The organism is SAR324 cluster bacterium (assembly GCA_029245725.1).
Lineage (GTDB): Bacteria > SAR324 > SAR324 > SAR324 > NAC60-12 > JCVI-SCAAA005.
In genome coordinates, this window is sequence record JAQWOT010000131.1 from 1 (window position 1) to 9,484 (window position 9,484).

Genomic DNA, 9,484 nt, shown 5'->3' on the forward strand with positions numbered 1-9,484 from the left:
AGAGAGCAACATCCGCAACTACAGTATCTGGCTACATGAGGGAGAGCAGCGACTCTTTGGTTATTGGGAGTATCACGGAGATGACTTTGCAGCCGACATGCAGAAGATGGCCGATGCTCCGATCACCAAGAAGTGGTGGGCCGTCTGTAAGCCTTTGTCAAGCACCAGTAGAGACCCGTAAGGAGGGAGAACATTGGTCCATGATGGAGGAAGTGTTTTATGATGATCCCAGCTAAAATTCTTTTCACAGTGTTCAAACTTTAAGAATTTCTAACAAACAGAGTCCACATAAAGAATTAGGCTCATTGCCATTAATTCTGCTTTCAAATAGCCAAATAATTGATTTTCAAATGTAAAGGAGGGTCATAATACCAATTATCGACACACACCAACATCTTTGGGATCTAAAGGCCCTCTCGCTAAATTGGGTCACCGGTGACAAGGTCATGGACCATAGCTACCTCATGTCCGATTATTTGGAGGCCTCAAAAGGGACGAGAATAGAGCAAACTGTTTATATGGAAGTGAACGTCAATCCTGATTGTGTTGAGGATGAAATCCAGCAGATGAGCGCCCTCTTTATCTCGAGTCAGACGCCGATGAGAAAGATTGTGATTGCTGAGAATCCAGCATCATCTGAATTTGACACCTTTCTGAATAAGCATACTCAAAATCAATTTGTAAGAGGTTTGAGGTGATGCTTAATATTCCTGAGACCAAACCCGGACATTGCTTACAAGCTAAGTTTGTAGATGGAATACAAGAATTGGGTAGGCGTGGGCTGCTGTTTGACATCTGTATCCGCCCTTCAGAAATTTCTGATGCAGCCAAGCTCGTTGCCACCTGTCCTGAGACAACTTTTGTCATCGATAATTGTGGGAATGCTGATCCTCACCTAGTCAATGGAGAAAAAAACCTTGGAGAGAAACACGATGGATCGCCTTTCTGGCACACAGCTAAGGGTTGGAAAGAGGACATCGCAGCTCTCGGGGCCTTACCCAGTACCTTTTGCAAGATTTCTGGAATCGTTGCTAGGGCTCAAGAGGGATGGAATGCTGAAACTCTAACACCAACTATCAACCACTGTTTGGATAGTTTTGGTGAGGATCGGGTAATTTTTGGTGGAGACTGGCCTGTTTGTCTGTTTGAAACTCAGTTGAACCAGTGGGTTGCTGCTTATTGGGAGGTATTGTCGAAACGAAGTGAGATTTTCCAAAAGAAAGCAATGTACAGTAACGCGATCCAACTCTACCAACTTCATGGGTCCTAATGAGGTATGACTTTATCGGAGACATTCATGGCCATGCTCATTTACTGGAAAGAATCTTACTGAAACTAGGCTATCAGTCGAAGGAAAATTCATATATTGCCTCAGATGTAGAACGAAAAGTTATTTTTCTAGGTGATTACATTGACCGGGGTCTACAGAATCGGAGGGTGATCGAAATCGTCCGTGACATGACAGAAAAAGGGCAGGCAATTGCCTTGATGGGAAATCATGAGTTCAACGCCATCTGCTACCATACCCCTTCGTCATCAGGTAACAATTACCTGCGGCCGCACTCCACCAGAAACAAGAAACAACACAAATCTTTCCTCCTTGAATACCAGGTTAATTCAGCTGAACTGGAGGAGACAATATCCTGGTTTCGAAGTTTACCCATCTGGTGGGAGGATCCTGATGTAAGGGCTATCCACGCCTGTTGGTATGAACCAGCCAGAGAATTTCTTTTATATAATAGGCTGTCAGATCCGCAAGGTCAGATCATCACCGATGATTGGGAAGTCTTTGTGGAAGAACATGATTCCGATGAACAGATGAATCCATTTAGAGCATTGGAGATTTTGATCAAGGGACCAGAAATGTTTTTAGGGAAAGAAGCCTACATTGACAATCTCGGTTATAAGCGCAAGCATGGTAGATTCAAATGGTGGCATCCAGAACCAAAAAACTTTGGGGAACTGGTTGCCTTGGGCAAGGATGGTTCTGATAGTCCATTCTCAGAGAGCCAATTGAACGAACAACAACAGTATCTTTATTCATCTGATAAGAAGATTTTTTTTGGACACTACGCGCAATTTGAGATGGTGTTGCAACCCAAACTCTGTTGCCTGGATCTCAGGGCGGGACAAAATGGGCCATTGTTTGCCTACAGCTGGTCAGGAGAAAAATCTTTAACTGAAACGAACCTTGTTTCGGTTTTTCCCTGACCCACGCCAGATGATTTGATAAAAAGTCTATAATGACTGAGGTGTGATTTTTAAAAAGGTATACTTTACAAAAATCCAGGTAATGACCGCACCACTTAGGGTTGTCAGAAAGATTCCTACCCAAATTCCATTTAAGCCAAAGCCCAACACCTCGGAGAAAAACCAAAAGAGAATTAAAGGGGCTATGATCAAACGATAGCCTCCTAAAATCATCCCAAACATTGGTTTTTTTAGTCCCTGTAAAACAGCAACCCCTAGAAATAAAGTTGTGTAGGCTGGCAACAGAACAGCTTCTACTCTCAACAAACTCTCTCCAACATCAAGAATTTCCGAGCTTTCCGTAAAAAGACCCAACCAAAGTCTTGGAACTACGAATAATACGACCGCACCAATACACATCATCAAAAGTGCTATTCTCATACAAGTTCGCCAGACCTCTTTGACTCTTCCAAGATCACCAGCACCAAAGTTAAAGCCCGTTAACGACAAAGCAGCTACATTTAGGCCTATCGTCGGCAATAACATAACCTGGACAATCCTCGTAGATACGCCAAAGGCCGCCACCGCACTTTTACCATAATCTGAGACAAAAAATAAAATTACGAAGAAATTCAATGCGATGAGCATCATGCTGATCGTAGAGGGTAATCCTTGACGAATCAGATCTCGCAATAAATCATGTTGAGGTTTGAAGTATTCGAACCTCAAATGCTGTCCCAAAGAAGATTGTCGAACCTTCGTAATTATATAAAGGACAATCCCCAACTGAATTAGGATGGTGGCAATCGCAATTCCTTCCACTCCCATCTGGGGAAATGGACCACAGCCAAACATCAGCAACGGATCAAGGATAATGTTCGCCAAGAAACCACAAATCAGTGCATTACGATAGGTCTTGGTATCACCTTGCGCATTGAGTCCTGCATTTGCGGTTAAATTGATGATGAAAGTGGCGCACCCATAAATAAGCCAGTCGATGTAACTGAGGGCCATCTCCAAATATGACTCCTCTGCGCCCATATGACGGTATAGCATGGGAGTGAAAGTTTGACCGAGGAGCATCACCAATCCGGAGGCAACCAATGCTAGTAGTAACGCTTGAGCGATCAATCGAACAGCACGCTCATGTTGCTGGGCTCCCAATGCATTTGACACCAGTGCGTTTGTCCCTTGTCCAAGACCAATCCCCATAGACAATAAGCCCAGAAAAGGAATCATCGACAATGAGAGGGCAGCAATCGCCTGGGCAGAAAGTTGACCAGCCCAAAAGGTATCTACCACGTTGAACATGGTGTTAAAAAACCAGCCTACACTTGCGGGGAATGCTATTCGACGGACGAGAATAGGGATTGGGTCTTTGGCGAGATTCATCCAGGTTTATTCAGAAAAATGAGGATTTGATTGAATATATATTAAATTATCTAAAGACAAACTTCCTCAAATTTCCTTTAGGGATTATTTCTTTGGACCCTCCTAATGTGTGGTTAGATTTTCAGATGGTATTCTTGGAAATTCAATTTCAAAATTTGTAATTTGGGTCATTGACCTCGGATAACGTTACGGATCTCCTCATCAGGCAATTCCCGACCTAAATAGGCCTCAATAACAGCATGATCATTCTTGATCATCTCTGGAGGTCCTTCCGCAATCTTCTGACCATGATCCAAAACGGAGATGGTTTCACAGGTACTCATGACCACCTTCAAAATGTGCTCTACTACTACTACCGTCAACTTGTAGCGCTCTTTCAATGCGAGAATCGTCTCCATCAATTTATCAACATTCACGGGGGACAATCCTGCACCTGGTTCATCGAGCAGGAGCAGCTCCGGCTTCATCGCAATTGCTCTTCCCAACGCCAAAAGTCTTCGCTGTCCACCTGAAAGCTCTCCTGCTGGAATATCGGCAAAATTCGCGAGCCCAATAAATTCGAGGAGATCCAACATCTCTTCTTTCATTTTCTGGTCTGCATGTCGAACCCGAGAGGTGCCGAGTAAGGATTCAACAATTCCATAGCTAGTTTTGCAATGATTTCCGACCATCACATTTTCAAGTACGGTCATCTCTGAAAACAATCTCAGTAGCTGAAAGGTTCTCGCCATACCCAGTGCAGCGATGCCATGAGCTTGTAGATTGGTAATGTCATTACCATCGAACTCAATGTAACTGCCCGGATCTGGTTGATAGACCCCTGTTACTAAGTTGAAGAAAGTCGATTTACCAGAGCCGTTGGGGCCTATCAAACCATGGACTGTCCCCGGCTGAACTTTTAGATCAACTCCTGAGACTGCTTTTAGCCCACCAAAGCTCTTACTAAGTCCTCTAGTTTCAAGAAGTGCCAAGGTTCTGTTCCTCGTGTTTTTCGATGAATTTCCTTTTGACGATTGCTTGCTCAATCACTCCACCAATTCCTCGGGGCATAAAGACAACCAAAAACACCATCGTAACGCCGAAGATCAACGGTTGATAGAAGTAATAATCCTTTGTTTGATCATAGATGACGGTCACGACGATCGCTCCAACCACACCACCCCAAATATTTCCGATCCCACCAAGGACAACCATCAACAACAAGGTCACCATTTCAATAACTGTGAAATTGTTGTGGTGGAGGTATCCAGGTGGCATATGAGCAAAGAGTGCTCCTGCCAAACCTGCATAGATCGCGCTGATCACAAAGGCTAGCAGCTTGTAAAATGGTACATTGATTCCTGAGACAGAGGCGGCGATGACATCTTCACGAATAGCCTTAAAAGCCCGACCTGTGGAGGAATTGAGGATGACGAAGGAGAAATAGATTCCGATGATAGCTGCAGTCATTACCAGGTAAAAGTAATGATCAAAGCTTTCAATGACATAATCCCCAATCGTGGGGGCTGGAATCATCATGATGCCTGTACTGGATCCGAGAGCAGGAGTTACTGCAATCATGATGCGAACAGACTCACCCAATCCAAGGGTTGCAAGCGCAAGGTAGGCACCTTCCAGCCGTACCGAAGGCAAACCAACGACCAAACCTGCCAAACAAGTAACCAAAATGGCGAGAGGCGCACTCAACCAAAAAGGCAGTCCATAATTCTGAGCTAAGAGTGCAGACGTCACTGCACCAATGGCGTACAAGCCAATATGGCCCACGGTTACTTGGCCACAAAAGCCTTTTACAATATTTAGCCCTACTGCCAGCAAAATAAATAAGCAGCATCTGTTGGCTAAATCTACGTAATACTCACCGAAAGTAGCTGTAATCAGATTCGGTAAAAAAAGCAGCAAAACATAAGCAATCAACCAGGGGAGGAGGCGATGAACCTTCGCAAGGGATTCAATTACTGAAGTAAAGTTGGTAATGAATGAAATCATGGAAAATCAACCTGGGAAGGAACAGCGTCGGGGAAACCCTTGAGTTTCCCCGATCGTTGATCAAAGACCGAAGTCTTCCGGCATACTCACACGGGCAAGAACTTCTGTCTCGAAAGCTTCTCCACCCTTTCTATAAGAAATCAGAACAGGAGTCTTGTTCCCATCACGACACTGTGGCGTCGCGTCAGCACAGAAGCTGATTGGTCCAGAGGCAAGACCTTGATAATTCTTTACGTTGGCAATCGCATCCCGAATCGCTGTTCGATCAGCTGCCAATGAACTATTAGTCAGCTTGAGGTCTGAATTGTTAAGGGCCATTTCAACAATCCTGATTAGATCATAAGCTTGGGAGAAGTCATGATCTGGTGCGTGAATGCCATAGCGATCCTTAACCATCTGGTTGAATAGCTTTGCAATGGGGCGAGTATCTGCGTTAGAGTAGGCAGCGGCATAGAAAACACCTTTTACCGCATCACCTGAGATCTTGGGCACAGGGGCATTAGATGCTGAAGAGGAACCGATGCGGCGAACATTAGGCCCGATACCAGCCTCGTAGGACTGAATCAGTGCTCGACTCATCGTCTCTGCAAGTGCAGCCACCATGATTCCATCAACACCTGCTAATTTGATCTTCTGCATGTGTGTACGGAAGTCGACTTCCTTTTCTTGTACTTGAGCAACATAAGCGGGTTCAGTTCCATGCTGACTCTTCATCTGAGCTTGCATAGCATCGCAGTCATTTTGAGAAGCTGCATCAGCTGCACAAATATAGGCGATTTTCTTACCAATATTTTCACCAACGTACTTTGCATTCACCCCTGCGTAAAAACGACCCGAGACGGGGACTCGGAAGACCCAAGCACTTCCTTTCTGGGTAATCTTTGCATTTGTGGAATGAGGGATGATTTGTGGGACTTTGGCTTTAGCCGTAACATCCACAATCGGTAAAGAAACTGAAGAACATGTTGAACCAACCAATAGATGAACCTTCTCTTGGAAAATCAATTTGTTGGCATTTGCAACACCCTTGTCTGATTTACACTCATCATTCATCAGTGTTGCCTTGATCTGATGCCCATTGATACCTCCAGCTTCATTGATGAGACCAATCTCATCCATGACCATCTGCCCGTATTTCTGACCATTCTCACTAACCATCCGCATTGTGATACCAATACGAATTTCATCAGCCAGTGCCGCTGTTGCTGAGAGAACGAATCCTCCTGCAGCTAATCCAGCAAGGAATTTAGTCCAGTTCCTCATGGCTTCCTCCTTTATAAGCCTAGTTGGGAAAGTGGCATGAACTCTTTCATGCCTTTACTTTTGCCACCACCCCAAAGAGACCGGCAGGCCGGCACATCAAAACTAGGATTAGCAGCAAAAAAGCGTAGATATCTTTGTGACTAGCAGAAATGTATGCCGCACCAAGATTTTCAAAAATTCCGACAAGAATTCCTCCGATCAGAGCACCTGGCAAGCTTCCAAAACCTCCAACCACAGCAGCTGCAAATGCTTTCAACAACATCAGGTAGCCCATCTCTACTTGCACCGACTGCATTGGGCCTACAAGCACACCTGCTGCCGCAGCTAACGCACAGGCCAGTCCGAAAATCAGCGAAATGAACAAGGGAACATTGATGCCCATCAAAAAAGCAATGTCCTTGTTATGCGCAACGGCTCTGACAGCCAGACCGATTTTCGTGTAGCGCAAAAAGTAATTCAGGATTCCCATCAAACACAAAGACACCACAGCTGTCAGTAAATAACTTGGTGGTATCGAAATGTCATTGATCTCTAAAGGTTCTATACCGAAGTCAACTGGGAAGGGTTCAGCATCCGCTCCCCAAATCAGAAAAGCTACGTTCATTAGCGCCACAGACATCCCAAAACCACAAATAATCATCCCCATTCCAGCAACAGTGTACCCACCGCCTGATCTCGTGAGACGCCTGTAGAAAACCCGCTCAATGAACATACCGAGCAAGGCGGCTAAAATCATTGCTCCAATCATTGCTCCAGGATAAGGGATACCAAGCTGTTGAGAGAGAACAAGGCCCAGAAACGCACCAAACATGTAGATTTCACCATGGGCGAAATGAACGATGTCCAAGCCTGAATAGATTAGAGAGATTCCCAAGGCCACAATTCCATAGACAACCCCGATGGTCACTCCAAAAATGATAAACGCTAGTAAAGATTCAAAATCAAAGTCCATGAGGGTGACTTATTGGTTAGGAATTAAGAGATTTTTTTGTGTTTGCGACTGTGCCGCCCAAGAAAGAATCTTTTACCGAGGGATCATTGATCAAATCTTCTGCTGAACCTTCGATCATAATCACTCCATCCCGAATAATATAGGCGTATTGGGCTAATAGTAGCGCCATCCTTACGTTTTGCTCCACGATGAGAATCGTAACACCAGTCTGACTGATTTTATATATATTAGAAAAAATTTCTAAAACGACTTTCGGCGCAAGTGCAGCACTAGGCTCATCTAGCATCAACATCTTGGGCTTGGCCATCAGGCCTCTCCCAATGACCAGCATCTGGACCTCGCCACCGCTCAAGGTTCCAGACAACACTTTCCTTCTTTGCCGAAGTACCGGAAAGAACTCATATACTCTCTCTAAATCGGTTCTTACACCGCCACCATCGCTTCGGGTGTATGCTCCCAGCATCAAGTTCTCTTCCACGGTCATCGAAGGATAAGCTTCTTTGGACTGCGTAACCTGCACAAGTCCGCTTCGCACAATTTCGTGGGGTTTCTTACCAGAGATGATTTGCCCATCAAACTCGATATTTCCCTCCATCACAGGTACCAATCCTGAAATGGTTTTCAGTAAGGTTGATTTGCCGGTTCCATTGCCCCCCAAAAGTGCAACTACACCTCCCTGGGGAACATTGAGGTTGATCCCACGAAGGATTTTGAGTTTGCCATATCCTGAGTGAACCTCCTTGATATTTAACAAAACACAGTCTCCGTATCTTTTGAACTTATGAGGTTAATCAAAGAAATCCCAAGCGATCACAGATCGTTTTGACCATCTCATCTGCGGGCCTCAGCCACCAGTCAAATGCTGAGAAGATCTCGACTTCAACAGGGCCTTTAAATCCTTCCCTCTCCAACCAAGTCCTGATTTTACGATTATCAATGCAACCATTCCCGGGCATCCCTCGATCTAGTCGCAAATCTTTCGTTTGGGGCAGCCAGTCAGAAACATGCAGGTGCCGAATTCGTGTACCCGCTTGATGAATTTGTTCTTCCAGTCCTTGATCCCACCAAAGAGCGTAGCTGTCGAGCGCAATTGTCAAATTTGGATGAGAGAGGTCATCCAAAATTTCAACTGCATCTCTCAAACTTGATATCACCGATCTCATCCCACAAACCATTGGATGAAGGGGCTCCAAAGAAAGACTCACTCCAAGTTTTTCTGCAGCGGGCAGTAGGAATTCTAGTTCTGCAAGGACTGCTTCCTTCTGAAATTGAATGTCCTTCGAATCAGAAGGCAGTCCTCCCGTGATAACCACTACTGAAGAAACCTCCAATTCAGCAGCTATTTCAAAGATTTGTTGGTTCTTCAGTCTTTGTGATTGATGATCTCCTTCACTTTCAGAATCTATCAAAACCAGAGCACAGAGCGCTTCAGCCCTTACTCCTGAATCTCGTATTGATCGTCTTGCCTTAGTTACACTTACTTCATCCAGCATTGGCTTCCAGAGAACTGTTCTAAAAACTCCATGCCGAGCAAAGCAATCCAAGGATTCGAGAAAATTACACTGTTTGGAAACACAGACCTGATGAATATTTAGATCATTCAGTGTAATTGTTCTTGGAATCAATGTTTTGCTCGTCCACCTGTGACATCAAAAAGTTGCCCTGTTGTAAACGAACACCTCGGACTCGCAACCCAGGCAG

General features: G+C 44.8%; 10 protein-coding genes and 1 pseudogene. 4 read left to right on the top strand and 7 right to left on the bottom strand.

Annotated features, from left to right (window positions below; all coding sequences use genetic code 11):
* The 4 genes and pseudogenes from P8O70_05870 (at nucleotide 1) to P8O70_05885 (ending at nucleotide 2,211) form a co-directional block, all read left to right on the top strand.
* A pseudogene (locus P8O70_05870) lies at nucleotides 1-236 on the top strand (L-rhamnose mutarotase).
* A gap of 210 nt (nucleotides 237-446) precedes the next feature.
* A complete protein-coding gene (locus P8O70_05875) occupies nucleotides 447-698 on the top strand; it encodes a hypothetical protein (GenBank protein ID MDG2196404.1) in 252 nt (83 codons plus the stop codon).
* Nucleotides 698-1,270 (top strand): amidohydrolase family protein, encoded by a 573-nt coding sequence (locus P8O70_05880; protein MDG2196405.1) that lies wholly within the window; start codon nucleotides 698-700, stop codon nucleotides 1,268-1,270. The genes P8O70_05875 and P8O70_05880 overlap by 1 nt, the downstream gene beginning before the upstream one ends.
* Complete coding sequence (locus P8O70_05885) at nucleotides 1,270-2,211, top strand: metallophosphoesterase (GenBank protein MDG2196406.1); 942 nt, start codon at nucleotides 1,270-1,272, stop codon at nucleotides 2,209-2,211. Before P8O70_05880 ends, P8O70_05885 begins: the two co-directional genes overlap by 1 nt.
* A 27-nt stretch (nucleotides 2,212-2,238) precedes the next feature.
* On the opposite strand, the gene P8O70_05890 is transcribed toward P8O70_05885, so the two are convergent.
* The 7 genes from P8O70_05890 to P8O70_05920 form a co-directional block, all read right to left on the bottom strand.
* Nucleotides 2,239-3,582 carry an MATE family efflux transporter gene (locus P8O70_05890; GenBank protein MDG2196407.1) on the bottom strand — a complete coding sequence of 448 codons (1,344 nt, stop codon included), beginning with the start codon at nucleotides 3,580-3,582 and terminating at the stop codon, nucleotides 2,239-2,241.
* A gap of 167 nt (nucleotides 3,583-3,749) precedes the next feature.
* Nucleotides 3,750-4,553 carry an ABC transporter ATP-binding protein gene (locus P8O70_05895; GenBank protein MDG2196408.1) on the bottom strand — a complete coding sequence of 268 codons (804 nt, stop codon included), beginning with the start codon at nucleotides 4,551-4,553 and terminating at the stop codon, nucleotides 3,750-3,752.
* On the bottom strand, nucleotides 4,540-5,568 hold the full coding sequence (locus P8O70_05900; protein MDG2196409.1) for a branched-chain amino acid ABC transporter permease: 1,029 nt from the start codon (nucleotides 5,566-5,568) through the stop codon (nucleotides 4,540-4,542). Before P8O70_05900 ends, P8O70_05895 begins: the two co-directional genes overlap by 14 nt.
* A 60-nt stretch (nucleotides 5,569-5,628) precedes the next feature.
* Complete coding sequence (locus P8O70_05905) at nucleotides 5,629-6,831, bottom strand: ABC transporter substrate-binding protein (protein ID MDG2196410.1); 1,203 nt, start codon at nucleotides 6,829-6,831, stop codon at nucleotides 5,629-5,631.
* A 46-nt stretch (nucleotides 6,832-6,877) separates the two neighbouring features.
* Nucleotides 6,878-7,783 carry a branched-chain amino acid ABC transporter permease gene (locus tag P8O70_05910; GenBank protein MDG2196411.1) on the bottom strand — a complete coding sequence of 302 codons (906 nt, stop codon included), beginning with the start codon at nucleotides 7,781-7,783 and terminating at the stop codon, nucleotides 6,878-6,880.
* A gap of 16 nt (nucleotides 7,784-7,799) precedes the next feature.
* Nucleotides 7,800-8,537, bottom strand: a complete 738-nt coding sequence (locus tag P8O70_05915) for an ABC transporter ATP-binding protein (protein ID MDG2196412.1) — start codon at nucleotides 8,535-8,537, stop codon at nucleotides 7,800-7,802.
* A 37-nt stretch (nucleotides 8,538-8,574) separates the two neighbouring features.
* Nucleotides 8,575-9,276 carry a sugar phosphate isomerase/epimerase gene (locus P8O70_05920; protein MDG2196413.1) on the bottom strand — a complete coding sequence of 234 codons (702 nt, stop codon included), beginning with the start codon at nucleotides 9,274-9,276 and terminating at the stop codon, nucleotides 8,575-8,577.
* Nucleotides 9,277-9,484: the final 208 nt, after the last annotated feature.